We start from the raw sequence: 25,309 nt of genomic DNA, 5'->3' as shown, positions 1-25,309 counted from the left end.
ACTCAAGACCCGCTTTCCCCCTGCGCCAAAACCTTTCATAGTGCGTACTACCCAGCAAGCCGGGATGCACCCCGCATCCGACGGCGTGCCCCGCGACAAGGAGCGAGTCATGTGGTTAGCCGCTATACAACTGATTTCTGGCCGTCATTGGCAGGACAACAAGGCACAGATCGAGGCCGAGCTTGCCGCCCTGCCAGCAGAGCGGCCGTTGCTGGCGTTGCTGCCGGAAAACTTCGCCCTGTTTGGCGAGCGGCAGGGCTATTTGGACGGCGCCGAGACCCTTGGCGATGGCCCAATCCAGCAACAGCTGGCGGAATGGGCCAAAGCCCATGGGATCTGGCTGGTGGCTGGCGCCATGCCCACCGCCATTGCCGGTTCGGAACATATCCACACCAGCTCGCTGGTGTTCGATCCGAGCGGGGATCTCAAGGGCCACTATCACAAGATCCACCTGTTCGATGTGGACGTGGCCGACAATCATGGCCGCTATCGGGAGTCGGAGACCTTCAGTCCGGGCCATGAACCTGTGCTGGTAGACTCCCCCTTTGGTCCCCTCGGCCTCTCTATCTGTTATGATTTGCGCTTCCCCGAGCTCTATCGCCAGCTGGCGCAATCCGGTGCTCGGGTGTTGCTGGTGCCGGCGGCCTTCACGGCGGTGACCGGCGAGGCACACTGGGAGCCGCTGCTACGGGCCCGCGCCATCGAGAACCAGTGTTATGTGGTGGCGGCCAACCAGGGCGGCACCCACGAGACGGGGCGCCAGACCTGGGGCCACAGCATGGTGATCGATCCCTGGGGGCGGGTGCTGGCCTGCCAGCCCGGCGGCACCGCGACCGTGCTGGCGAAGATGGATGCCGGGCTTATCGACGAATTGAAGCGCACCATGCCGGTGATGAATCACGCCCGGCTGCTTTGAGTATTCGCAGGCTCGATTTGTCGCGCAGCGGCATCATCGGACCACAGCGAGCCCAATGGCGTATTGGACATCCGATGGCGCTGCGCTCATCGAACCTGGGGGTCGGGGTGCTTGCGACCCGCACGAATTAACCGTTACGACATCTCATGTTGAGATTGGAGAGAAAGATTGAGTCTATTGAGCCAGGTTAGTGCCTCTCTGTTGGCCCCGAACGATCTTGACGAAGGGCGCCTGCAACAGCTGCTCGGCAGCCTGATGAGCCATCAGGTGGAGTTCGGCGACCTCTATTTCCAGCGCAGCTGGCACGAGTCCTGGATGCTGGAAGACGGCATCGTCAAGGATGGCAGCTACAACATCGACCAGGGGGTGGGTGTGCGCGCCGTCAGTGGCGAGAAGACCGGCTTTGCCTACTCCGATGAGCTGAGCCTGCTGGCGTTGCAGCAGTCGGTCACTGCCGCCCGGGGCATCGCTGCAGCCGGGGCGCAGGGCAAGGTGAAGGCCTGGGCCAGAACTTCGGCCAACCTGCTCTATCCGGCCATGGATCCGCTGCAGACCCTCGACAAGCATCAGAAGATCGCCCTGCTTGAGCAGATGGACAAGTTTGCCCGCAGTCTGGATCCCGCCATCAATCAGGTGATGGCCTCCATCAGCGGCGTCTACGAAGAGATCCTGGTGGCGGCCACCGACGGCACTCTGGCCGCCGATGTGCGCCCATTGGTGCGGTTGTCGGTGACCGTGATCGCCGAGAAGGGTGACAAGCGCGAGCGTGGCAGCGCCGGTGGTGGTGGTCGCTGCGGTTATGACTATTTCCTGGAGCTGGACGGGCTGGAGAGCCGGGCCTTTGGCTATGTGCGGGAAGCCGTGCGTCAGGCGCTGATCAACCTGGAGGCCATAGACGCCCCCGCCGGTACCATGCCGGTAGTGCTCGGTGCCGGTTGGCCTGGCGTGCTGCTGCACGAAGCCGTGGGCCACGGCCTGGAGGGGGACTTCAATCGCAAGGGTTCCTCCGCCTTCGCCGGTCGGATCGGTGAGCAGGTCGCCTCCAAGCACTGCACCATCGTCGATGACGGCACCCTGCCGGGTCTGCGCGGCTCCGTCTCCATCGATGATGAAGGCACGCCGGGCGGTTACAACGTGTTGATCGAGAACGGGATCCTCAAGGGCTACCTGCAAGACAAGCAGAACGCCCGGTTGATGGGGGTGCCGCTGACCGGTAACGGTCGCCGCGAATCCTACGCCGCCCTGCCGATGCCGCGCATGACCAACACCTATATGCTGGCGGGTCAGTACGATCCGGCGGAGATCATCGCCTCGGTGAAGAAGGGGATCTATGCCCCCAACTTCGGCGGCGGTCAGGTGGACATCACCTCCGGCAAGTTCGTCTTCTCCGCCTCCGAGGCCTATCTCATCGAGGATGGCAAGATAACCGTGCCCATCAAGGGCGCGACCCTGATCGGCAACGGCCCCGAGGCCATGAGCCAGGTCTCCATGGTGGGCCGGGATCTGGCGCTCGATCGCGGGGTCGGGGTCTGCGGCAAGGAGGGGCAGAGCGTGCCGGTCGGGGTGGGTCAACCGACCCTCAAGCTCGACAGCCTCACCGTGGGCGGCACCCAGTAAGGCGGCTCGCTCGCCATCTTACCCACTAAAAACCCCGGCCAGTGCCGGGGTTTTTAGTGGGCGTTACACGGGGCAACAAAAAGCCCCGGGCGTTGCCGGGGCTGAATGATTGCGTTCGGGTCAGTTCACCGAGATGACGCGAGCGTCTATGTAGTAGCGCGTCTTGCCTTGAGGATCCTGCTTGATCCTGGCCACCAGGCGATTGGCACTCTTGTACTCCCACTCCTGGGCAATCTGGGCCGGGGTGGGGCCGGCGACGCCGACAACATTCAGATATTCATGAAACAGGCTGTAGCTGCGGATCTCGGTCAGCATCTCTTTCATTTCATATCTCCTTGGGGGTATTTGATGTGGCAACATCACTTTAGGCCCCCTCAGCTGAACCTTGTCTGTACAAAAAATGATCTATTTGGGCGGCAAGCCCCCTGGTTGCGGTGCTCAGGATTTGGGGGCAATCATCCCGGGTTCGATGTTGTGTTTGCCATCGGGGATATGGTGCTGAACCTGGGCGGCAGGCGCGCCGTGGAACACCGGATCCTGCGCCACTTCCTTGATGCCGTTGATGCAGAACTGCATGCCCATGCACACCAGCAGGAAGCCCATGATGCGGGTCATGGCATCGATGCCGGTGGCCCCCAGGATCTTGCACACCGGATCCGCCAGCTTGAGTACGCCCCAGCTGAGCAGGCTCATCAGCGCGAAGGCGGTGACCATGGCGGCATAGATGACGAAGCGGTTGTAGTCGGCGGGCAGCTCGGCAATCTGGGCGGCGCCACTGATCACCAGCGCCATGGTACCGGGCCCGCACATGCTGGGCATGGTGAGCGGCACGAAGGCGATGCTCTGGTTGATGTCATTCTCGGTGGCCTGAGCCGGCGCCGGGAACAGCATGCGAAAGCCGATGAAGGCGATGATAAGGCCGCCGGCCAGCCGCAAGCCGGGAATGGAGATCCCGAACAGATCCAGGATGGAGGATCCAATGAAGAAGCTGACGCAGAGGGTGCCAAACAGATAGATGGCGGCCAGATTGATCTGGCGACGCACGTGCTCGCGGGACATCCCCTTGCTCAGCCCCAGCAGCAGGGTGGCCGTCGTGGGGGGGTTGACCATGGGCAGTAGCGCCAGCAAGGCGATGAATACGACCTGGAAAAACATCTTGCACCTCGGAAGGATTGGCAAAAACAGGGACCGGACGCGGGTCCGGCCTGAAAGGGTGGCTACTCTACGGGAGCCCGGCTGAATATAGCCGGAATGGATGAGCCCCGAAAGTCGGGGCTCCTGTCCAAATCAGCTATCTTGCGGCACGAGCTGACGCTGAGCCGCTCGCATAGCCCTTGCCTGGGTGATTCAGGCGGTCTGTGGCCGGGTCTGCTGCTGACCGCGCTTACGAAGCCAGAAGAACAGGCCGAGCACGAAGCCCAAGGCAGCCAGACTGACTACATAGTGGGACGGGGCCAGCACGTCCTCCTTCATCCAGAGTGTCACCAGCATAGGAGTCAGGCCCCCGAAGATGGCGTAGGCCACGTTGTAGGAGAACGACAGCCCGGAGAAGCGCACCACGGCCGGGAAGGCGTTGACCATCACATAGGGCACGGCGCCGACGATGCCGACCGCGAAGCCCGCCAGGGCATAGAGCGGCACCAACTGTTCCATGCCTGCCGCCAGGCCGTGATAGAAGGCATAGGTCGCCCCTGCCAGCAGCAGGGAGCCAAACACGAAGGTGGGGCCGCTGCCGATGGCGTCGATCAGTCGGCCATAGAAGATGCAGCCCAGGGTGAGCGCGACTATGGCCAGCGAGTTGGCGGTCAGGGCATCGGTCGGGCTGATACCATGCACCTTCTGCAAGTAGGTCGGGGTCATCAGGATCACCACCACGATACCGGCGGAGAGCAACCAGGTCAGCAGCATGGAGACGATGACGCTGCCCTTGTGTTCACGCAGCACCGTCTTGAGCGGCAGCTCGGCGGCCAGGGTCTTGTTGGCCTGCATCTCGGCAAAGACCGGAGTCTCGTGCAGCCAGCGGCGCAGGTACATGGCGACGATGCCAAACACCCCGCCGAGCACGAAGGCCAGACGCCAGCCCCACTCGCTCACCTCGATGGGGCTCATGCCACGGTTGATGGCGGTAGCGACCAAGGATCCGAGCAGGATGCCGGCAGTCAGCCCTGCGGTGAGGGTGCCACAGGCGAGGCCGATCCGGCGGGCGGGCACATGTTCGGCCACGAATACCCAGGCGCCGGGCACTTCACCGCCGATGGCGGCCCCTTGCAGGATGCGCAGCAGCAACAGCAGCAGCGGGGCGGCGATGCCGAGGGCGGCATAGGTCGGCAGCAGGCCGATCAGCAGGGTGGGCAGCGCCATCATCAGGATGCTCAGGGTGAACATGCGCTTGCGGCCGATAAGATCGCCAAAATGCGCCATGATGATGCCGCCGAGGGGGCGCGCCAGGTAACCGGCAGCGAAGATGCCGAAGGTCTGGAACTGGCGCAGCCACTCGGGAATGTCGGCCGGGAAGAACAGCTCGCCAATGACCACGGCGAAGAAGACGAAGATGATAAAGTCGTAGAATTCGAGGGCGCCGCCGAGGGCCGCCAGGCTCAGGGTCTTGTAATCCTGTCGGTTGAGGGGGCGATTGTGATCATGAGTGCCGGTGACTGTGGTCATATCCTTATGTTTCCCATCGTTTTTTTAGTTATTGTCCCCCATCCTTTGCGGGGCACGCTCATCCATGAGGGTATGCTTTTGCATCCCAAGAAGTAAATCGCACAATTCGCAACACAGTCTTGCAGCGTCGGGCCGCAAGAGTGCCGGAGACATTATGACAAAGACCAAGGTGCTGCTCTCCTGGAGCAGCGGTAAAGACAGTGCCTGGGCGCTGCATCGACTGCGCCAGGATCCGGCCATCGAGGTGGTGGGGCTGTTCACCACCCTCAATCAGGCGTTCGAACGGGTCGCCATGCACGGGGTGCGCAAGCAGCTGTTGCTGCAGCAGGCCGAGTGCGTGGGGCTGCCGCTGACCACCATCGACCTGCCATGGCCCTGCAGCAATGAAGATTACGCCCGCATCATGACCGACTTCATCGCGGCGGTGCAGGCCCGGGGGATCCGTCACATGGCATTTGGCGATCTCTTCCTCGAGGATGTGCGCGCCTATCGGGAGCGACAGCTCGAGGGGGCGGGGATCACCGCGCTGTTCCCGCTGTGGGGCAGCGACACGACCGAGTTGGCGCGGGAGATGATGGCAGCCGGGCTCAAGGCGCGGATCAGCACCCTCGACCCCAAGAAGCTGGATATGAGCCTGGGTGGGCATGAGTTCGATGAGACGCTGCTGGCGGCCCTGCCGGATGGGGTGGATCCTTGTGGCGAGAACGGCGAGTTTCACACCCTGGCCTATGATGGACCAATGTTCATGCTGCCTTTGGCCATTAAAACAGGGGAAACTGTGGTCAGAGATGGCTTCGTCTTTACCGATCTGCTACCGGTCGGCGTCTCTAGCGAGACCAGTGACGGGTCGTGATCCGGCGGGCCTCTAGAGCCATAACGTCGATAGCCCCATAGCACCGATAGCCTGATAGCAAAGCGCCGACCCTAAGGTCGGCGCTTTGCTTGCTGCATCTTGCTAGCGGGCGGCGAAGGTGTCGCAGCTGGCCGGCTTGCCAGTGTCGAAGCCTTTTTTGAACCAGGCGAGGCGCTGGGCCGAGCTGCCGTGGGTGAAGCTGTCCGGCACTACCCGGCCCTGACCCTGCTGTTGCAGGCGGTCGTCCCCTATGGCCTGGGCGGCGTTGAGGGCCTCCTCCAGATCGCCGTGCTCCAGCACTTTTTCTCGTTCCATGTAGTGACCCCAGACCCCGGCGAAGCAGTCGGCCTGCAGTTCGAGTTTGACCGACAGCTTGTTCTGGGCGGCCTGGCTCAGCCCTTGTTGCTGCTGGCGCACCTTGGTCGCGATGCCGAGCAGGTTCTGCACGTGGTGACCCACCTCGTGAGCGACCACGTAGCCCTGGGCGAAGTCACCGTCGGCCCCCAGCTTGTCGCGCATGTCCTGATAGAAGGAGAGATCGATGTAGACCGATCTGTCCGTCGGGCAGTAGAAGGGACCCATCACCGATTGACCCTGGCCACAGCCGGTGCGGGTGGCGCCGCGATAGAGCACCAGCTTGGGTGGCTGATACTGGCTGCCGCTCTGGGCGAAGATCTCGCTCCAGGCATCTTCGGTGGAGGCGAGCATCACAGAGGTAAACTTGGCGAGAGGATCATTGGCCGTTTGAGACACATTCTGGCGCGGCGCCTGGGTTTGCGGCGCCGGATCGTTGAGCAGGGGGCTCAGATCCACACCGTAGTAACCGGCCACCATCACCACGACGACCAGGATCAGGCGGCCCTTGCCGCCGATGGGGAAGCCGCCGCCTCCGCTGCCACCGCCTTCCTGGCGCCTGTCTTCCACGTTGTTGCTCTCACGGCGATCTTGCCAGCGCATATCCGCTTACTCCCGTCATTGGCTGTGGCAGTAATGATAATGGCTGGCCGCCGAGCTTGCCTAATGAGGGAAGCTTATTCGGCCCAGGGCATCTCGGGCAGGCTGTCGAGAAACTCGACGTAGCGGGGCAGGTTGAAGGGACCCTGTTCGGCTTCCATCGCCATCAGCTCGGCGCCGAGGGCGCAGGCGATGTATTGCAGCGCCTCTTCCCGCGGGGTGCCGGTCATCACCAGCCGCATCAGGGTGGCCTTCACCTGTGAGGGGTTGCCGTCGGCGAGCTGGTTATCCACCATCTCCAGCAGGGTTTGTTCGTCGAAAAATTCGGTGTTCTCGGTCATGGTATCTGTCCTGATGAGGCAATTAGGGAGCGCAGTATAGCCGCAACCGGCGGCGGGGCTGGTGTCAGATAGGGAGAAATTCTGGCCGAGAGCGGCATTATCGCGGCTTTGTGCTGCTTCGCCGCCACTTCTGAGCGCTGGATCTTGCCAAGGGGCCGCGGTGGGGGCAGTCTTGGTGGTCTGTCTTGTTCCCGATAATTCCTAAAAGAAGAGCCCTTGCCATGATCCTCTCCGAGCGCCTCACCCTGCGCGAATTAACCACCGTCGACGCCCCCTTTATCCTCGAGTTGCTCAATGATGGCGATTTTCATCGCTACATCGGCGATCGCGGGGTACGCACCCTGAGCGATGCCGAAGACTATATCCAGCAGGGGCCTGCGGTCAGCTATGCCCAGCATGGGCACGGTCTCTACCTGGTCAGTCGGCGGGAAGACGGCGCCAAGATCGGTATCTGCGGCCTCATCAAGCGCGATACCCTGCCGTGCGAGGACATCGGCTACGCCTTCCTGCCGGCCTATCGTGGCCAGGGCTATGGTGTCGAAGCGGCGCAGGCGGCGCTGCAGGATGGGCGTGAGCGCCTCGGCATCGAGCGGGTGATCGCCATCGTCACGGCGGGCAACGAGCGCTCGGTTGGGCTCTTGGCCAAGCTGGGGCTGAGTCAGGGTCGGCTGGTCAAGCTGGGGACGGACGAAGAGGAGTGCCTGCTGCTGGAAGATCCAAAGCGGGAAAGCGTCGCGGTCTGAGTCGGTAATCCGCAAAACATAGCAAAGGGGCTGCCGTGACTGGCGGCCCTTTGCATTGGTGCAGTCAGGGTGACGCGCTCTGAGTGCAGTTTTATCCACTTGCTGCTTGGCAGACATGGGCATTTTCCTGCATCCACTTTCCGCTGGTCTCCATTTAGACCTTGAGGGAGTCACGCCGTAGTGATACTTAAATAACCAAGAGAATCAGTCACGTCGGTCATATGACGACGCCCACTTTCACGACTTGCCGGAAGGATCCCGGCCTGTGGCGGTGATGCTGTATTGCCATCCACGCATCAGATAACAAGAACGCTCGATATCACGGGCAAGCAAGGAGCACGTTGTGAGGGATAGATGTTGTAGACGCGGGTTGCCGCGCCGGATCATGGCCATGTTGTTGGCCGGCCTCTGGGGCTGGCTGTTGTTTGTCGCCGCTCCGGCCCTTGCCGAGCCAGGCCAATCTCCCGCTCTCGCCACCGAGGCCAACGGCTATGCCCCCGAGGCGAGCTGCCTCGACTGCCATGAGAGCCAGGTCGCCCAATGGAAGGATTCCGATCACGCCTGGGCCATGCGCCACGCTACCCCGGACAACGTGCTTGGCGACTTCAAGGACGCCAGCTTCGATGAGGCCGGCGTCAAGGCCCGCTTCTTTCGCAAGGGGGATGCGTTCTTCGCCAATCTGGAGGGAGAGGATGGCAAGCCCACCGACGTCAAGATCCTCTACACCTTTGGCCACTACCCGCTGCAACAATACCTGGTCGAACACTCCCGTGGCCGCCTGCAGGCCCTGACCCTGGCCTGGGATAGCCGCCCGAAGGGGGAAGGCGGGCAGCGCTGGTTCTCCCTCTACCCCGGTCAGCGCTTTGCCACCAGCGATCCCCTGCACTGGACCGGTCGCTACCAGAACTGGAACGCCATGTGCGCCGACTGTCACTCCACCGCTCTGAGCAAGGGTTACGACGACAAGAGCGACAGCTTCAGCACCAGCTGGCACGAGCAGACCGTCGGCTGTCAGGCCTGCCACGGCCCGAGCCAGAACCACGTGACCTGGGCCAATCAGCACAAGGCGGGCGGCAGTGCCAAGGCGCCGGATGATCACTATGGTCTCGGCGTCGACACCAAGGCGCTCGGCAGCAAGGGGCAGGTGGAGCAGTGCGCCTTCTGCCACAGCCGCAGGCAAGGGCTCGGCACCGGCCAGATGCCGGGCCATCCGCAACTGGATCAGAGTCTGCCCACCACGCTGCGAACCTCCCTCTACCATGCCGATGGCCAGATCGACGGCGAGGTCTACGAATTCGACTCCTTCACCCAGAGCAAGATGTTCGCCGCCGGGGTGGGGTGTAGCGACTGCCATAACCCCCATAGCACCAAGATCAAGCTGGAGGGCAACGCCCTCTGTGTGCAATGCCACAACCCCCAGCCGCCGACCAGCCGCTTCCCCAGCCTGCAGGCCAAGGAGTATGACAACAAGGCGCACCATCATCATGAGCCGGGCAGCGCCGGGGCCCAGTGCGTCAATTGCCACATGCCGACCAAGACCTACATGGTGGTGGATCCGCGCCGCGACCACAGCCTGCGCATCCCGCGCCCGGATCTGGCGGCCAAGACCGCCAGCCCGGATGCCTGCACCAGCTGTCATCAGGGCAAGCAGCCCGCGTGGGCGGCCAAGGCCATCGACAGCTGGTATGACAAACCGCAGCGACCCGCGCACTACGGCGAGAGCTTCCAGGCGGTGCGCAGCGGTCAGGGCAATGCCCTCGAACTGCTCGGCGCCCTGCTGACGGATAAGGAAAAAGCCGCCATCGTGCGCGCCACCGCGGCCGAGCAGCTGGCGGATCTCGGTCTGCCTGCACTGCCGAGCCTGCGCCTGGCCCTCAAGGATGAGAGCGCCCTGGTGCGGGCCTATGCCGTCTCCGGTTTCGTCAATACGCCGCCCATGGCGCGGCAGGACGACCTGCTGCCGCTGCTGCAGGACCCGAGCCTGGCGGTACGGGACGAAGCCATCCGGGCCCTCGCCGACATTCCATTGGACCGCTTGCCCGAGGCCGAGCGGGCGGGGTTCCAGCGCCAGCTCGCAGATTATGAACGGCGCCTGCGTGGCAATGCGGATCTGCCGGGAGGACGGCTCAATCTGGCGGTGCTGCTGACGCGCCAGGGTCGCCAGCAGGAGGCCATGGCCGAGTATCGCCAGGCCCTGCGGATGGATCCCTACTTCGTGCCAGCCCGGGTCAACCTGGTGACCCTGGCCAGTGCGACCCAGCAGCTGGACGAAGCAGAGACGCTGCTACGAGAAGGGCTCGCACTAGATAAAATGCCCACTTCAGATCACGGAAACCTCGCGTATATGCTGGCGCTGCTGTTGGTGGAGCGTGGCAAAACGGAGGAAGCCGTGAACTGGCTGGACAAGGCGGCCACCGAACTGCCGGGCAACGTGCGGATCCGCTACAACCAGGGGCTGCTGCTCTCCCAGCTGAATCGCCGTGACGAGGCACTTTCCGCCTTGCGGGCCGGGCTGGAGCAGGCACCTGAGGATCCCGACTTGCTCTACACCCTCATCTATCTGCATGCCATTGCTGGCGAGCAGGATGAGGCGTTCGGCTACGTCAAACGGATGCGCAAAGCCGCCCCGCAGGATCCCCGCCTGCTGGCCATTGAGCCCTACTGGACCAAATGAGTGCACCAAGGGTCACAGCAGGGGATGGCCCCCTGTTGTGACCCGAATGACGACCAACAATGCGTCCTAGATGCATCATATATAAGGAAAAAAGAAATCAAATGGGTCTATTGTCATCGCTTGGAAACAACCATATTGTGTAATCTTCATACATCAAATCATCGACGCCTATCATCTTGAGGGAGACAGTCATGGGGGTATCGCCTGTTGCGATGCCCGGCTTATGACCCTCATTCGACTCACCTTGCCAAGGAATGGAATTGTGACGATACGCGAACAGATCACCCAGTTGGAGGCGAACGTCGCCGCCATGGTATTTGGCCAGACCGATACCATTCGCCACGTGCTGCTGGGATTGCTGGCCAATGGCCATGTCTTGCTGGAGAGTCTTCCCGGGCTCGCCAAAACCCGCACCGTCAAGGCGCTGGCTGTTCACCTCGACGCCAAGATGAGCCGCATCCAGTTCACGCCGGATCTCCTGCCCTCGGACATCACGGGCGGCGAGATCCTGCAGCAGACCCCTACCGGCAGCCAGATCAAGTTCCAGCAGGGCCCGCTGTTTGGCAACGTCATCCTGGCCGACGAGATCAACCGCGCCCCGGCCAAGGTGCAGGCCGCCTTGCTGGAAGCCATGGAGGAGCGCCAGATCACGGTGGCGGGCCAGAGTTATCCCATGTCTTCCCTGTTCATGGTGCTGGCGACCCAGAACCCCATCGAGCAGGAGGGTACCTACCCCCTGCCGGAAGCCCAGATGGATCGCTTCCTGATGAAGCTGCACCTGGATTATCCCAAGGTGGAGGACGAGATCCGCATCCTGCGCCTTATTCGGGGCGAGGATCAGCAACAGCAGGCCGGTGAGCAGCAACAGCCGGATCATCTGCCCCAGGAGGTGATCTTCGCGGCCAGGCGCGAGGTGGCCGCCATCTATGTCTCCGAGGCCATCGACAACTATCTGATGGCCCTCATCAATGCCACTCGTCACCCGGCCGATTACGACGCCGATCTTGCCCGCTGGATCGCCATCGGTGCCAGCCCGCGCGGCGGTATCAGCCTGGATCGGGTGGCACGAGCGCAAGCCTGGCTGGCCGGTGACGACTTCGTCACGCCGGATCATGTGCGCGCCGTGGTGCACCCGGTGCTGCGCCATCGACTGCAACTCTCCTATGACGCCGTTGCCGACGGGGTGAGCGCGGACGACGTCATAAATCGCCTGCTCGACCACGTCGCCATCCCGGCCTAGGCGGCGTCATGACCACAGAGACGCGTCTCGCCGCCCCGGATGGCTTCGTGTATGCCTCCCTCGCCCAGCTGATGGCGCTGGAGCAGCGCAGTCGCGGGCTCAGTTTTCTCTCTCGCCAACCCCTGTCCAGCATCCTCTCAGGGGCGCACGCCTCCCGCCTGCGGGGCCGCGGCCTGAGTTTCGATGAGCTGCGCAACTACACCCCAGGGGATGATCTGCGCCACCTCGACGCCCGCGCCACCCTGCGTTATGGCAAACCCTTCGTGCGCACCTTCACCGAGGAGCGGGATCGCCCGACCCTGCTGCTGGTGGATCAGCGCATGAGCATGTATTTCGGCTCCCGCCGCAGCTTCAAGTCGGTGACGGCGGCCGAGCTGGCTTCCCTCTCGGCCTGGATAGCCTTCCACGCCGGTGACCGAGTCGGCGGCATGGTGTTTGGCGACGACAAGATCGAGCACATTCGCCCCCAGCGCAGTCGCGCCCGTATCGAGGCCCTGTGCGCGGCCGTGATCCGGGCGAACCACGAGCTGCACGCCAGCCGGCCGGAAACCGAACAACAGAATCAACTCGATACAGTGTTGCGCCACTGCCTCGCCACCGCCGGTCACGACCACCTCATCTGCATCATCAGCGACTTTGCCGGCGCCGGGGCGAAGACGCTGCAACTGCTGCGCCAGCTCAGCGCCCATAACGATGTCATCGCCATGCAGGTCTATGACCCCATCGCCCTGCAACTGCCCGACAAGGGCAGGATCACCATCACGCAGGGCACGGTGCAGCGGGAGCTGCAAGTGGGCAGCAAGCAGGTACAGCAGCCACTCGGGGAGTTTCTCGCCGGGCGGCTGCGGGATGTCGCCGAGCTGCTGCGCCGCAGCCAGGTGCCGCTGATGATGGTCAGCACCGGCGAGGAGGTCATCGGCCAACTGCGCCTGGAACTTGGCCGCTTGACGAGGAGGGCCGGATGACGGCCAAGGTGCCCGCCATCGATCAGCTCAAGGAGCTGGCCATCCCCACGCCCCCCGTCAGCTATCTGCCCCAGACCTGGGGCTGGGCAGTGCTGCTGCTCATTGCGCTGCTCTTGCTCCTGCTGTGGGGGGGGCGGCGCTGGTGGCAGTGGCGCCGTGACCGCTATCGTCGGGAGGCGCTGGCCCGACTCGATGTGCTGCAAGATTCCCTTGGCGACGATGGCGCCAGGCTCGCGGCCCTGCGCGAGCTCCCGGTGTTGCTCAAACGCGTCGCCCTCTCCATGCCGGGTGGCGCTGCGGCAGCCAAGCTCGGTAATGAAGCCTGGCAGGGCTTTATGGCCAAGAGCGCCCCTTTCCCGCTGCCCGCCGAATTTGCCGACGATCTATTCATCCTCGCCTACGCGCCATCCGAGCAGGTACTGAACATGCCGGGCAATCGCGTCGATGGGCTGCTCAGTCTCAGCCGGCGCTGGATAGGAGAGCACCATGTGGCAGTTTGATGCGCCCTGGGCGCTGCTCCTGTTGCCGCTGCCCTGGCTGGCCTATCGCTACCTGCCCGAATATCGCGCCGCCCGCAGCGCCTTGCGGGTGCCCTTCTTCGCCGCCATGGATCAGGCTCTGGGGCTGGCCCCCCGCAGCCTGAGTGGTGGGCGTTGGCAGCTCATTCTCAATCTGCTGGTCTGGTGCTTGCTGGTGACGGCCTGCGCCCGTCCGGTGCTGGTCGAGCAGCCCATTCGCCACGACACCCCCACCCGCGACATCATGCTGGCCATCGATATCTCCCAATCCATGGAGACCCGGGATTACACCAACCCGGACGGACAACAGACGGATCGGCTGAGTGCGGTGAAGGAGGCGGTGCACGACTTTATCAAGCAGCGCAAGGATGATCGGCTCGGCCTGATTGTCTTCGGCACTGGTGCCTATCCCCAGGCCCCGCTGACCCTGGATCACGCCAGCCTGCAGCTGCTGCTCGATGAGGTCGGTATCGGCATGGCGGGGCCCAATACGGCGCTCGGGGATGCCATCGGCCTGGCCATCAAGCTGCTGGCAAAGACCGAGGAGCGAGACAAGGTGCTGATCCTGCTGACCGACGGCAACGACACCGGCAGCGCCATCACCCCGGAACATGCCGCCCAGCTGGCCCATGACAGAGGGATCAAGGTGCACACCATCGGTATCGGCGATCCTGCGGCCAGCGGCGAGGCCAAGGTCGACCTGCAGGTGCTGATGAAGATCGCCAGCACCACTGGCGGGCGTTTCTTCAGGGCCGATGACCGCCAGGCGCTGCAAGCCGTCTACGACACCCTGGACAAGCTGACCCCCCACAAGGTGAAGACCCTCAGCCATCAGCCCAAACGGGATCTGTTCTGGTGGCCGCTCGGGGCTGGCCTGCTGCTGCTATTGATCTGTCACCTGACCGCCGCCCTGCTGGGCAGACGCACTCCCATGCCCAGAGCCGGGGAGGGGCCTTCATGATCGATCTGGCAGCCTTCCACTTCCTGCGCCCCCTCTGGTTGTTGCTGATCCTGCCGGGGGCCCTGTTACCCCTGCTCTGGCTGCGCCGCCATGACTTGATACGCCAGCTCGGCGACAGCATAGCGCCCCATCTGATGGCCTCTCTGGTCATCACCCCCACCCATGAGCGCAGCCTGCATCCGATACATCTGCTGTCCGTCCTGCTGATTTTTGGGGCTTTGGCTGCTGCAGGCCCAACTTGGCAGCAGGATACGCCCTCTTTTCTCGATAACCGGGCCCCCCTGATCCTGGCGGTGGATCTCTCCTCTTCCATGGATGCCGACGACGTGCCGCCCACCCGGCTCGCCGCCATTCGCCACAAGTTGCACGATCTCATCTTGCGCCGGGCCGGCACCAAGACGGCCCTCATCGCCTATGCGGGCAGCGCGCACCTGGTGTTGCCCGCGACCGAGGATCCGGCCTTGCTCGACTCCTTCGTCCAGGTGCTGGCCACGGATCTGATGCCGCGCCCCGGCAAGGATGTGCTCGGCGTCATCGATGAAGCCCACAAGCTGTTGGCGGCCGAGCAGTCACCCGGCACCCTGGTGCTGCTGACCGATGGTGCCGACCCTAGCCAGTTTGACGCCATCGACAAACGTCTAAGAGGCAACCAGCTACAGGTGCTGGTGTTGGCAGTGGGTAGCCAGGACGGCACCCTGATCCGCGATGCCAAGGGGCAGCCCCTGATTGGCCCGGATGGCCGCCCGGTCGTGGGCAGCTTCGATGAGGCGGGGCTCAAGGGGCTGGCCAAGGCCGCCGATGCCCCCCTCGGCAGCCTCACCCTGAATGATGACGATCTCGACTGGATTGAGCTCCACGCCCAGCAACATTTCCAGGCGGCGCAAGGCAGCGATCAGCAGCTTCACTGGAAAGATGCCGGTTACTGGCTGTGCTGGCCCTTGGCGTTGCTGGCCCTGTGCTGCGTGCGGCGGGGCTGGCAGGTGCACTGGCTGGGGGGCGTCTTGCTGGCGCTGCTGCTGACCGCAACCCCGACGCGGGTGCAGGCCAATCCATTTGTCGATGCCTTCTTTACTCAGGCGCAGCAGGGGCGCTGGGCCTTCGAGCATGGCCACTACCCAGCGGCGGCGGCTCACTTCAGCGATCCTTACTGGAAAGGAGTCTCGGCCTATCTGGCCGCCGATTACGATCTCGCCGAGGCCAGCCTGGCGCGGCTGGACACGGCCAATGCCTATTTCTACCTCGGCAACAGCTATGTGAAACGGTTCAAGTTCCCGGAGGCGATCCTGGCCTACCAGCAGGCTCTCAAGAAGCAGCCCAAGTTCCCCGAGGCGAGCGCCAACCTGGCGCTGGCCCAGGCGCTGCTAAAGGATCACGAGGCCCAGCAAGAGGCGGGCACCCCGGATGAGAAGGCCGATAAAACAGTGGAGGACAACACCTCCTCCAAGGGCGGCAAGGTAGAACAGCAGCAGACACCGCAAGCCAGCTCGGATGAGCTCTGGCTCAATAACCTCAACACCTCGCCGGCCCAGTTCCTCAAACGCAAGTTCCTGTTGCAGGATGCCACCAGCCCACCCACTCAGGAGCCATCGCCATGAGGATCCTGCTCACCATCCTGTGGCTCTGCCTCTCCCTGCCGGTGCTGGCCGCCGAGCCGGATGTGCGCATCCAGAGCCGGCTGGTGCCTGCCGATGGGGTGAGTGTGGGCGGCACCCTGCGACTCGAGGTGGATCTGCTGGTGGATACCTGGTTCACTGCGGCCCCCGTGCTGCCCCCCCTGAGCCTGGCCGGGGCCGTGGTCGCCCCTCCCAGCAGCGAGGCCAGTCACCTCACCTTGCAGCTCGATGGCAAGACCTTCTTCGGCATGCGCTTCACCTATCGCATCACCCCACAGGTCGCCCAGCGCTTCGAGATCCCGGCCCTGAGCTTCCAGCTTCAGCCCGGGCAGGCCAGCGGTCCAGTCAAGCTCAGCAGCCCGGTGTTCAGCTTTAACGCCAAGGCCTTGCCCCATGGGGGCAAGACCCCTCAGCTGGTAGCCAATGCCGTGCGCTTCACCCAGGAGATCCAGCACTCCCACCAGCCCCTGCGCGTCGGTGACAGCGTAACCCGTCGCCTGCGTATCGAGGCCGATGGGGCCCAGGCCATGCTGCTGCCCGTGCCGGACTTTGCGGTGGTTGATGGGCTCAAGCGCTACGTGCAGACCCCGATAGTCAAGGCCCTTGACGATGGTCGTGGCACCACCACGGGGGGCATGCGCGAAGACGTGGCGACCTATGTGGTCGAGCAAAGGGGTCAATACCGGCTGCCCGCCATCCAGCTGACCTGGTGGGATGCCAACAGCGGTCAATCGCAGGTGGTGAAGGTTTCCGACATCGAGTTGACGGCCCAGGCGAGCAGCTATCAGGCGCCCTTCTCTATCAGCAAGGATCTGCACGCCCTGGGGCAACAGGCTCGCATCACCCTGGCCGGGCATTGGCTGATGCTCGCCAGTGCAGCGGCACTGGTCATCCTGCTGGTCTGGCTGGTACGCACCCGACTGCGCGGGCTGTGGCGCCGCGCGCGGCAGTGGCGAGAGTCTCGCCGGCTGGCCAGACTCAATTCTCCTGGCTATGCCTTGCACCTTGCGCGCACCCAGCTCAGGCAGCACCCCATGGAGCTCGGCGGGCTCTATCTCTGGGTGCGGCGGCGCACGGGGCAGCTGGCAATATCACCCTTGTTTCAAGGAAGTACAGGGAGTGTCACAGAGCCTGTGCTAGCCTTTTTCAGACTTATCTATGGCGCCAGCAAGCAGCCACCGGGGCAAGATGCCGCCAGCCAGATCGTCGCTGTGCTCGACGGGGCCATGGCCGAACCCCATAGCCAAACAGGCCAGCCCCATGGCTTGCAGCCATTGAATCCGGGACAAGGCCAGCCAGCCCCTCTTAATCAGACAAGGAAGCCATGATGCGTCATACCCACATGTTGTCACAGCTGCGCTGGTGCGCCTTTCTATTGCTCACGCTGCCACTGCTGGCGCGCGCCGCCGACCCCCTTCCTTCCTGGAATGAGGGGCCATCGCGCCAGGCCATCGAGGGCTTCGTCACCGCGGTGACGACCGAAGGGGGCAAGGATTATGTGCCGCCGGCCGAGCGCATCGCCGTGTTCGACAATGATGGCACCCTGTGGAGCGAGCAACCAGCCTACTTCCAGATACTGTTCGCCCTGTCCGAGCTCAAGCGGATGGCTCCCCAGCACCCGGAGTGGCAACAGCAGCAGCCTTACAAGGCGGCGTTGGAAGGGGATCACAAGGCACTCGCCGCGAGTGGCATGAAGGGCCTGATGCAGATAGTGGCCGCCACCCATACCAAGATGAGCACAGAGCAGTTCACGCAAAATGCCCGTCACTGGCTCGAGAGCGCCAAACACCCCACTAGCCAGCGCCATTTCACCGAGATGGTGTTCCAGCCCATGCTGGAGCTGCTCAATTACCTGCGCGTCCATGGCTTCAAGACCTATATCGTTTCCGGTGGTGAAGTGGCCTTCATGCGCGCCTTCGCCGAAAAGGTCTATGGCATACCGCCTGAGCAGGTCATCGGTACTACCTTTGGCAGCCGCTTCGAGGATAACAAGGGTCAGCTCTCCATCCAGCGGCTCCCCGTGCTGGTGCACAACGATGATGGCCCCGGTAAGCCGGAGAGCATCGACAGCATCATAGGCCGTCGTCCCATCTTCGCCTTCGGCAACTCGGATGGCGATCTGCAGATGCTGCAATGGACCATGGCGGGGGAGGGCAAGCGCTTCGCCGGCCTGGTGCACCACACCGATGGCAAGCGTGAGTGGGCCTACGACAGAAACAGCAAGATCGGGCGCCTGGACAAGGCGCTGGATGCCGCGAGCAGGGGTCACTGGACCGTGGTGGACATGGCGAAAGAGTGGCGCCGCGTCTACCCGTTCGAGTAACCCAGGTAGAAGAAGGACCGCAGGATCCGCCGGCATGATGCTCTGTAATGAGCCTTCCGGTGTACGTAGTCGCGGACAAGGACAGTAGCGTGATACGGAGAAGTAACTATGACATTTGCAAGAAAGTGGATGCCCGGGCTGGCACTTTCCATAGTGACAGCCCTGGCGGCCTCGGCCGCCGCCGCGGCGGAGAAACCCAACATATTGGTGATCTTCGGCGATGATGTCGGCCAGACCAACATCAGTGCCTATGGCAAGGGGGTGGTCGGTTACCAGACCCCGAACATCGACCGCATCGCCAAGGAAGGGGTGCTGTTCACCGATTACTACGCGGAAAACAGCTGTACCGCCGGTCGTTCCACCTTTATCACCGGCCAGTCCGCACTGCGTACCGGCCTCTCCAAGGTAGGTATGCCCGGGGTGCCGGTCGGCCTGCAGGCCCGTGACGTGACCATAGCCCAGGCACTGAAGTCCCACGGCTATGCCACCGGCCAGTTCGGCAAGAACCACTTGGGGGACAAGGATGAATACCTGCCCACCAACCACGGCTTCGACGAGTTCTTCGGCAACCTCTACCACCTGAATGCGGAAGAGGAGCCAGAGCGCCCCTACTGGCCAAAAGATGATGCCGAGTTCATCAAGGCCGCGACCCCGCGCGGGGTGATCCACTCCACCGCCGATGGCAAGATCGAGGATACCGGTCCGCTCAACAGGAAGCGGATGGAAACCATCGACGATGACACCACTCAGGCCGCCATCAACTTCATGGAGAAGCAGGTCAAGGCGGAGAAACCCTTCTTCGTCTGGATGAACACCACCCGCATGCATGCCTTCACCCACGTGCGTGACTCCATGCAGGGACAGAGCGGTATGCCGGGCAACGAGTACGCCGATGGCATGCTCGAGCATGACGGCGACGTCGGCAAACTGCTCAAGGCGGTGGACGACCTGAAGATCGCGGACAACACCATAGTCGTGTACACCACCGACAACGGTCCGAACCAGTGGTCCTGGCCTGATGCGGCCACCACGCCGTTCCGCAACGAGAAGAACTCCAACTGGGAAGGGGCATTCCGGGTTCCGGCGCTGGTTCGCTGGCCTGGTCATATCAAGCCGGACAGCATCTCTACCCAGATGTTCTCAGGGCTTGACTGGTTCCCGACCCTGCTGGCCGCGGTGGGCGACACCGACATCAAGGATCGCCTGCTCAAGGGCACCGATGTGGGTGGCAAGAACTTCAAGGTGCACCTCGACGGCTTCAACCAGTTGGACTATCTGACCGGCAAGAGCGACAAGAGCGCCCGTAGCGAGTTCTACTACTTCAGCGATGATGGTGACCTGGTAGGCATGCGCATGGGCAATTGGAAGATTGTCTACTGTGAGCAGCGTGCACCGGGTGGCATGCAGGTCTGGAGCGAGCCCTTCGTCTGCCTGCGCACCCCGAAACTGTTCAACCTGCGCATGGATCCGTACGAGCGGGCCGATGTGGTCTCCGACCAGTACTACGACTGGTTGGCCAAGAACGACTATTTGCTGATGCAAGCCACCCGCAAGGCGGCGACCTTCCTGCAAACCTTCGTCGACTACCCGCCCAGCCAGCGTCCGGCCAGCTTCAGCATCGACCAGATCCAGGCCGATGTACAAAAGCAGATCGACGCCAAGATGGACAAAAAATAATAAGTATCGCCAAGGCGCCCTCCCAGAGCGGGCGCCTTTTTATCTCTTCTGCTCGTACGGATCACCCGATCCGATAAGGCGTTCTCGATGTCTACAGCCGCCCGCACCCCTTCCGCACCCCGCCGTCACAAGGTGGACGAGGTCGCCCGCAATCGACCCTCTCTGAATATGTTGCTGCCCGCCTCGCTGCTGTTCGCATCAGGGGGAGCTGCGCTGATCTATCAAGTTCTCTGGGTAAAACAACTGTCTTTGGTGGTGGGGGTAGAAGTTTATGCCGTCACCACGGGTATTAGCGCCTTCTTTGCCGGTCTGGCCCTCGGCGGACTCTATTTCGGTCGCAAGTCCGACCGCCTGAGTCAACCGGTACGCCTCTACGCCGGGCTGGAACTGGCCGTGGCTTTGCTCGGCGTCGGCGCCACCCTGGCGCTGGCCAACGTGGCCGAACTCTTTGCACGCCTGGAAATGACCCTGGGTCTGCTCGCCTGGGTGTTGCCATTCGTGCTCGTCGGCCTGCCCGCCTTCTTGATGGGGGGCACCCTGCCAGTGCTGGTACGCGCCCTGACTCCGGCCAGCCATCAGGTGGCGCGAGCGGGGGGTAGCCTCTATGCGGCCAATACCGCCGGTGCCATCGTCGGCACCCTGCTCACCGCCTTCGTGCTGCTGCCGCAACTTGGCGTCAAGGGTAGCGCCTTCGTTGCCGCCGCCCTGAACCTGCTGGCGGCCATCGGCGCCTGGCTGTGGTATCGCCGCGCGCAACTCCCCCTGCCGACGCTATCTTCTCCTGAGCCCCGCAGCGCCTCGGCACGTCTCGCCGTGCTGCTCTATTGCGTGGCCGGTGGCATCGCCCTCGGCTACGAGGTGGTCTGGAGCCAATCCATCGTGCAGTTCATGAGTACCCGCACCTTCGCCTTTGCCATGGTGCTGGCCACCTACCTGACCGGGCTGATGCTGGGCAGCGCCCTCTACGCACGCCGCGCCGAGCGTATCCACAATCCTTGGGGGCTGTTCGGCCTGCTGATCACCATGGCCGGGCTGCTGGCGCTGCTGCAGGTGGCGGGCCTCGGCCGCTGGCTCGTCATGGCTCAATCCCAGCTGGAGGCCTGGACCCTGCAGCTGACCGGCAATGAGCTGGCAGGCATGTGCGTTCGCTTCTTAACGGTGGCGTTGTCTACCGTCTTCCTTCCCACCACGCTGCTCGGCGCCGCCTTCCCGCTGGCGCTGAGACTGGCGGCCAGCAGTCAACGGGTGGGCCGGGATGTGGGCACAGTGGTGGCCCTCAATACCCTTGGCGGCATTGTCGGGGTGGCCTTGACCGGGTTTGTGCTGATCCCTCAGATCGGTCTGGTTCGCACCCTGGCGCTGCTGGCCATGCTGGCGGCCCTGGTGGGCTGCGTGGCGGCCTGGCAGAGCCCGGCCCAGCGCCGCTATCGTGGTGCCGTCCTCGTCATGACGCTGGCGACTCTGGCCATCGGCGTGCTGACGCCGCCCCAGCGACTGGCCGAGTTGCTGCCGGGAGCACGAAACGGGCAGCTGGCTTACTACCACGAAGGCAAGGGCGGCACTGTGGCCGTCGTCACCCAGGGCAATGCAGAGAAAAGCTTCAATCGTCTCTATATCCAGGGGGTGTCCAATACCGGTGATGCCATGCCTTCCCTGCGCTACATGCGGTTGCAGGCACTGCTGCCCCTGCTCATTCATGACAAGCAGCCGGAGTCGGCCCTGGTGATCGGCTTTGGTACCGGCATTACCGCCGGCGCCATGCTGCGTGACCCTGGCCTGACCCGTCCCGTGGTGGCCGAGCTGCTGCCGGAGGTGCTGGAAGCCGCGCCCTTGTTCAAGGGCAATTACGCTGCGGTGCGGGATCCACGCCTCGACATTCGCCTGCGCGACGGACGGCGGGAGTTGCTGCGAAGCGACGAGCAATACGATCTCATCACCCTGGAGCCGCCGCCCCCCTCGGCGGCCGGAGTGGTGAATCTCTATTCCCGCGACTTCTATCAGCTCGCCGCCCGCCGCCTGCATAAGAGCGGCCTGCTGGCCCAGTGGCTGCCGCTGCCTACCCAGAACATCGAAGAGAGCCGCACCCTGGTGCGCAGTTTTATAGAGGTGTTCCCCCACGCCACCCTCTGGACCACGGAATTTCACGAGATGCTGCTGATTGGCTCCCTCGACCCCCTGGTGCTGGATGCGCCGAAGATCAGCCAGCGCTTCGCCCGGCCCGAGGTCGCGGCCGCCCTGGCCGAGGTCGGTATCGACAACCCGGCCGCCATGCTGGCCACCTGGGTCACGGATCGGGACGGTTTGCTGCGCTTTGCCGGCGATGCCCTGCCGGTGACCGACGACTGGCCCCGCATCGAATACGCGCCCTGGGTCAGACGCAACGAGATCACCCGGGTGCTGCCCGAGCTGCTGTCCCTGCGCACCCCGCCGCCACTCATTAATGCGGATGGGGCGTTCAAGGCCGCGGTAGAGACCGAATGGCAATCTCTGGATCACTTCTACTCGGTGGCCTTCTACGCCTATCAGGGCAATCGCAACGCATGGGCGCGCGGTGTCGGCCAGATGACCCCGGCAGAGCGCATCAACCCTTACTACCGCTGGTTTATCGGTGGTTGAGTTCGAGCAAGAAGGTTGGCTGGTATCTGGCGGTGCGTGCTTTCGTCAGCACACCGGCGAGGCGATAAAGCACGACATGAGGGTGGATCTGGCGGTTGATGGCAGCTTGGCGCTACAAACAATGCACAAGTGCTGGTGTATCGGGATCTGGGCAGTTAATGGATCGCGGGGAAGTGGCAGAGCTTGCTGGTGGCTTTTTAGCTGAGCGGCAGTCTGGGGGAGGGGGTCGACGGTCAGGGTGGCGTGGTCGCCGGGAGCGGTTCCCGTTAGTTAAATGGGAACGGGTCAAGGGTCGCAGTTAGCTGGTAAGAGGCCGGGCCCAGCACGATGCATTTGATAAGGCCGGGATATTATTCAGCCCAATCAGGCGCTTTGGTGCCTGATTGGGCTGTTGCTGTCTAGCTTGAAAAACCGTCCATTTTCAGCAACAGAGTGCCTGGAAAATTCGGGGCCATTCAAGGTAGCAAGGCGGTTCCTGCTGGACGTAATGAAACGTCAGTTGAGGTCTTCGATGGAGAACTCGCCAGGGATGCCGTCACAGGAGATGGCGAAGCCACCGCTGAAACGGGTGCTGAACTGGATCAGGAAGGTATCGTCATCCTGCTCTTGCGGGGGCAGGTTGATAGGCTTGCTACGACGCAGGGGTTTGTGTGTATGTACTGCTTTCATCATGGTATTTCTCTATATAAATTAAATAATTGCTCCTTGTTCGGCAAATGTTAGGTCAATAGACGCGGTCAGAATCCGCGCAGGAATACCCAGCCCCTTGGGGGCGTCTGCACTTTCAAGGAATGCGCCAAGGAACATGCGGATGCATGATGCTACTTGGAGGTGGGCAGAACGGGTCTGCGCCGTGAGAGCCGTGCAACGCAGGCAGACAGCCTGGCGGTTCTCGAGGCGAGTAAATCAGAAGAAGGTTATGCGGGTACTGACAGGATTCATCGTGAGGTGAAGCATTGCAGGGTAAACATAATCAGGGCTGATTAACTAGCCGGCGCGCATTCTCTCCTCGATTTGCATGAAAAGCAACCCGTATTTGGCAGAAATTTAGACACAGGGTGAGAGACCAGGCTGGATGCCGTGGTCAGCACCAGCAGAAAGGGCTCCCGCCGGGAGCCCTTTTCACACATCAAGATGACTTAAGACAGTGGCTTAGTAACTGCCGCTGGCCTTCTTGGCAGCCGTGATCATCGGCGTGATGGTCATGCCCTGCACCACGATGGAGAACATCACCACCGAGTAGGTCATCACCAGGATCACCTCACGCAGATCGACACCGTGCTCCGGCAGCACCATGACGCCGGAGGGCAGCGCCAGCGCCATGGCCATGGCCAGGCCGCCGCGCAGGCCGCCCCAGGTCAGGATGCGGATGGAGAAGGTGTTGTAGCTGCGGAAACGACGGAAGGCGACGTAGGGCAGCGACACGCTGATGAAGCGGGCAGCCAGACAGAGCGGCACTGCGATGACCAGCAGGATCCAGTCTTGCCAGGCGAGATCCAGCAGCACCAGTGCCAGGCCGATCAGCAGGAACAGCAGGGCGTTGAGGAACTGATCCATCAACTCCCAGAAGTGATCCAGGTGGTGTTTGCTCTGCTCAGAGAAGCCGGACTGGCGGGTCCAGTTGCCGATCATGATGCCGGTCACCACCATGGCCAGGGCGCCAGAGACGCCGATCATGTTGGCGAAGGCGAAGCCCGCGGTCGGGATGCACAGGGTCAGCAACAGCTCCAGGGAGCCATCGTCGGTGGCGCTGATCATCACGTGAGCGATGAGGCCCAGCACGGCGCCGAACAGGATGCCGCCGAGGGCCTCATGCAGGAACAGGCCAGCCACGCTGCCGAAGGTCGGCTCGACCCCGCCAAAGGCGACGGCAAACACGGTGGCGAAGATCACCAGGCCGACGCCGTCGTTGAACAGGGATTCGCCCTCGATCTGGATGGCGATCTGGGGTGGCGCCTTCATCTTCTTGACGATGGCCAGCACGGCGATGGGGTCGGTAGGAGAAATAAGGGCACCGAACAACATGCAGTAAACCAGCGGGACTTCCCAGCCCAGCAGCTTGGCGATAAACCAGAAGCCGTAGCCGATGAGGAAGGTCGAGAGCAAGGTGGCCACTATGGAGAGAATGGTGATCTCCCACTTCTGGCTGCGCAGCGCCTTCAGATTGATGCCAAGGCCTCCAGCGAACAGCAGGAAGCCCAGGATCCCCTTCAGCAGGAAATTCTGGAAGTCGATGCTCTCCATGGTTTTGACGGCAAGAGGTTCCAGATTGAACCAACCCAACTTACCAAACAGCACCAGCAGGGCGGAGATCAGCATGGATCCGGCCGTGATGGCGATGGTGGTCTGGATCTTCACAACATACTGGTTGGCAAAGGCGATGAATATCGCCAACGCTGCCAAGAAACAGAGTGTGTAGTAGACGCTCATAGTTATTTTTCTCTTTTGTAATACAGCAAGCACGTATCCCGATGAAGGACGGGCATAGGGTACTCCCCGCTTCGGGTGCACTCATTACCTATTTATGGTTATATTTAATCACCATCACGGACAGATAGACGGCTAGATTTCCATTTGATTTGTTTGCTGCTAGGATGGGCTTCGCGCAGTTGCATGGATGTAAGAGGAACGAGC

At 62.7% G+C, this 25,309-nt stretch carries 21 protein-coding genes; 14 read left to right on the top strand and 7 right to left on the bottom strand.

The features are described 5' to 3' along the window. Positions 1-109: 109 nt before the first annotated feature. Both BN1137_RS06485 and tldD read left to right on the top strand, forming a co-directional pair. Complete coding sequence (locus BN1137_RS06485) at positions 110-916, top strand: carbon-nitrogen hydrolase family protein (protein ID WP_050717797.1); 807 nt, start codon at positions 110-112, stop codon at positions 914-916. A 168-nt stretch (positions 917-1,084) separates the two neighbouring features. After that, positions 1,085-2,533, top strand: coding sequence for a metalloprotease TldD (gene tldD, locus BN1137_RS06480; RefSeq protein WP_050717796.1), 1,449 nt, complete (start codon positions 1,085-1,087; stop codon positions 2,531-2,533). 120 nt (positions 2,534-2,653) lie between these two features. Here the strand turns inward: tldD and BN1137_RS06475 are convergent, their stop codons facing one another. The 3 genes from BN1137_RS06475 to BN1137_RS06465 form a co-directional block, all read right to left on the bottom strand. Continuing rightward, positions 2,654-2,857 (bottom strand): hypothetical protein, encoded by a 204-nt coding sequence (locus BN1137_RS06475; RefSeq protein WP_050717795.1) that lies wholly within the window; start codon positions 2,855-2,857, stop codon positions 2,654-2,656. 114 nt (positions 2,858-2,971) lie between these two features. Beyond that, positions 2,972-3,688 carry a MarC family NAAT transporter gene (locus BN1137_RS06470; protein WP_050717794.1) on the bottom strand — a complete coding sequence of 239 codons (717 nt, stop codon included), beginning with the start codon at positions 3,686-3,688 and terminating at the stop codon, positions 2,972-2,974. A gap of 192 nt (positions 3,689-3,880) precedes the next feature. After that, on the bottom strand, positions 3,881-5,197 hold the full coding sequence (locus tag BN1137_RS06465; RefSeq protein WP_050717793.1) for an MFS transporter: 1,317 nt from the start codon (positions 5,195-5,197) through the stop codon (positions 3,881-3,883). 154 nt (positions 5,198-5,351) lie between these two features. Between BN1137_RS06465 and BN1137_RS06460 the strand changes: the two genes are divergently transcribed. Further along, positions 5,352-6,050 carry a Dph6-related ATP pyrophosphatase gene (locus tag BN1137_RS06460; RefSeq protein ID WP_050717792.1) on the top strand — a complete coding sequence of 233 codons (699 nt, stop codon included), beginning with the start codon at positions 5,352-5,354 and terminating at the stop codon, positions 6,048-6,050. Positions 6,051-6,152: 102 nt separating this feature from the next. Here BN1137_RS06460 and ypfJ read toward each other — a convergent pair whose 3' ends face one another. Beyond that, the gene (ypfJ, locus tag BN1137_RS06455) at positions 6,153-7,007 is read right to left on the bottom strand and encodes a KPN_02809 family neutral zinc metallopeptidase (RefSeq protein ID WP_050717791.1); all 855 of its coding nucleotides are present in this window, start codon (positions 7,005-7,007) and stop codon (positions 6,153-6,155) included. 74 nt (positions 7,008-7,081) lie between these two features. Then, positions 7,082-7,345, bottom strand: a complete 264-nt coding sequence (locus BN1137_RS06450; protein ID WP_050717790.1) for a hypothetical protein — start codon at positions 7,343-7,345, stop codon at positions 7,082-7,084. Positions 7,346-7,566: 221 nt separating this feature from the next. Between BN1137_RS06450 and BN1137_RS06445 the strand changes: the two genes are divergently transcribed. The 11 genes from BN1137_RS06445 (at position 7,567) to BN1137_RS06395 (ending at position 22,675) form a co-directional block, all read left to right on the top strand. Beyond that, the gene (locus BN1137_RS06445) at positions 7,567-8,088 is read left to right on the top strand and encodes a GNAT family N-acetyltransferase (protein WP_050717789.1); all 522 of its coding nucleotides are present in this window, start codon (positions 7,567-7,569) and stop codon (positions 8,086-8,088) included. A 391-nt stretch (positions 8,089-8,479) separates the two neighbouring features. Beyond that, positions 8,480-10,762: a tetratricopeptide repeat protein gene (locus BN1137_RS06440; RefSeq protein WP_083443393.1), complete on the top strand. Its 2,283-nt coding sequence runs from the start codon at positions 8,480-8,482 to the stop codon at positions 10,760-10,762. A 262-nt stretch (positions 10,763-11,024) separates the two neighbouring features. Continuing rightward, on the top strand, positions 11,025-12,002 hold the full coding sequence (locus BN1137_RS06435) for an AAA family ATPase (RefSeq protein ID WP_332309845.1): 978 nt from the start codon (positions 11,025-11,027) through the stop codon (positions 12,000-12,002). An 8-nt stretch (positions 12,003-12,010) separates the two neighbouring features. Continuing rightward, positions 12,011-12,967 carry a DUF58 domain-containing protein gene (locus tag BN1137_RS06430; RefSeq protein ID WP_050717788.1) on the top strand — a complete coding sequence of 319 codons (957 nt, stop codon included), beginning with the start codon at positions 12,011-12,013 and terminating at the stop codon, positions 12,965-12,967. Then, entirely contained in the window at positions 12,964-13,467 is a 504-nt protein-coding gene (locus BN1137_RS06425; protein WP_050717787.1) for a DUF4381 domain-containing protein, read from the top strand. The genes BN1137_RS06430 and BN1137_RS06425 overlap by 4 nt, the downstream gene beginning before the upstream one ends. Further along, positions 13,454-14,446: a vWA domain-containing protein gene (locus BN1137_RS06420; RefSeq protein ID WP_050717786.1), complete on the top strand. Its 993-nt coding sequence runs from the start codon at positions 13,454-13,456 to the stop codon at positions 14,444-14,446. Before BN1137_RS06425 ends, BN1137_RS06420 begins: the two co-directional genes overlap by 14 nt. Next, positions 14,443-16,041 carry a vWA domain-containing protein gene (locus tag BN1137_RS06415; protein ID WP_050717785.1) on the top strand — a complete coding sequence of 533 codons (1,599 nt, stop codon included), beginning with the start codon at positions 14,443-14,445 and terminating at the stop codon, positions 16,039-16,041. The genes BN1137_RS06420 and BN1137_RS06415 overlap by 4 nt, the downstream gene beginning before the upstream one ends. Further along, positions 16,038-17,387, top strand: coding sequence for a BatD family protein (locus tag BN1137_RS06410; RefSeq protein WP_050717784.1), 1,350 nt, complete (start codon positions 16,038-16,040; stop codon positions 17,385-17,387). The genes BN1137_RS06415 and BN1137_RS06410 overlap by 4 nt, the downstream gene beginning before the upstream one ends. Then, entirely contained in the window at positions 17,387-18,382 is a 996-nt protein-coding gene (locus tag BN1137_RS06405; RefSeq protein WP_050717783.1) for an HAD family hydrolase, read from the top strand. Before BN1137_RS06410 ends, BN1137_RS06405 begins: the two co-directional genes overlap by 1 nt. Positions 18,383-18,490: 108 nt before the next feature. Beyond that, positions 18,491-20,059 (top strand): arylsulfatase, encoded by a 1,569-nt coding sequence (locus tag BN1137_RS06400; RefSeq protein WP_050717782.1) that lies wholly within the window; start codon positions 18,491-18,493, stop codon positions 20,057-20,059. Between the two features lie 87 nt (positions 20,060-20,146). Next, the gene (locus BN1137_RS06395) at positions 20,147-22,675 is read left to right on the top strand and encodes a fused MFS/spermidine synthase (RefSeq protein ID WP_198150597.1); all 2,529 of its coding nucleotides are present in this window, start codon (positions 20,147-20,149) and stop codon (positions 22,673-22,675) included. Between the two features lie 495 nt (positions 22,676-23,170). Here the strand turns inward: BN1137_RS06395 and BN1137_RS22350 are convergent, their stop codons facing one another. Next, positions 23,171-23,347: a hypothetical protein gene (locus BN1137_RS22350; RefSeq protein ID WP_157433650.1), complete on the bottom strand. Its 177-nt coding sequence runs from the start codon at positions 23,345-23,347 to the stop codon at positions 23,171-23,173. A gap of 480 nt (positions 23,348-23,827) precedes the next feature. Then, positions 23,828-25,105 carry a cation:proton antiporter gene (locus tag BN1137_RS06390; protein ID WP_050717781.1) on the bottom strand — a complete coding sequence of 426 codons (1,278 nt, stop codon included), beginning with the start codon at positions 25,103-25,105 and terminating at the stop codon, positions 23,828-23,830. Positions 25,106-25,309: the final 204 nt, after the last annotated feature.

Source organism: Aeromonas tecta, assembly GCF_000820185.1.
Lineage (GTDB): Bacteria > Pseudomonadota > Gammaproteobacteria > Enterobacterales > Aeromonadaceae > Aeromonas > Aeromonas tecta.
Note: the sequence above shows the minus strand (reverse complement) of the source record. Positions and strands in the feature narration are given on the sequence as shown.